Here is an 812-nt window from a genome sequence, read left to right on the forward strand (position 1 = left end):
GTGCGGCGCATCAGATCGAGGGCGTACGGCTCGAGCCGTCTCGCAGGATCACTGCTCGTCGCCTGTTCGCGCACGAAGGGGTTCCGGGCGATCGAGACCGCGACGTCGCGGGAGCGCGCAGCGGCGTCGGCCTCGAGGTCGGCGCGGGCCGACACCCAGCTCCAGGCGCTGCCCACGGCGACGCCGGCGACGACGAACAACAGCTGCAGGGCGAAGAGTCGCCTGGCGATGCTCCACCGTCTCGGCGCCACGGTCCAGCCCTCCTCGCTTCGTCGCGTGCGCACCATTGTCCGGCACACGTGCCGTGTCCGCCGTCTTCCGTGAACGCTATGAACGCAAGTCGCCATCCTGCCCTGTTCCACGCGACAGTGGGGCCCGTTCCCCTCGAGAACGAGCCCGACCGGAGCGACGACGCCTCGGTCCTGACGACAAGGAAGTCTCATGGCATCGACACGTTCCTCCACCGCGCGAGCCGCCGGGCGCCGCCGCCTGGATCGTTCGCACTGGCTCTACATCGCCGTCATCGCGGCGGTGGCCGCCGGCATCGTCGTCGGACTGACGGCGCCGACCTTCGCGGTCGGTCTCAAGCCGATCGGCGACGGGTTCATCGCGCTCATTAAGATGATGATCGCCCCGGTGATCTTCTGCACGATCGTGCTGGGCGTCGGGCCCATCGCGAAGGCGGCGACGGTCGGCAAGGTCGGTGGACTGGCACTCGGCTACTTCATCGCGATGTCGACGTTCGCGCTGGCGATCGGGTTGGTCGTCGGCAACCTGATCCACCCCGGGGACCACCTCGACATGTCGAAGGC

The 812-nt window shown here is 68.7% G+C and carries 1 protein-coding gene and 1 pseudogene; one reads left to right on the plus strand and one right to left on the minus strand.

What is annotated here, in order from left to right; translation table 11 throughout:
- A pseudogene (locus KK097_RS17775) lies at positions 1-251 on the minus strand (histidine kinase); the annotation flags it as partial.
- Between the two features lie 190 nt (positions 252-441).
- Here KK097_RS17775 and KK097_RS17780 point away from each other — a divergent pair.
- A partial coding sequence (locus KK097_RS17780) for a cation:dicarboxylate symporter family transporter (protein WP_214545631.1) occupies positions 442-812 on the plus strand: 371 nt, incomplete at its 3' end.

This window comes from Curtobacterium flaccumfaciens (genome assembly GCF_018598405.1).
Lineage (GTDB): Bacteria > Actinomycetota > Actinomycetes > Actinomycetales > Microbacteriaceae > Curtobacterium > Curtobacterium aurantiacum.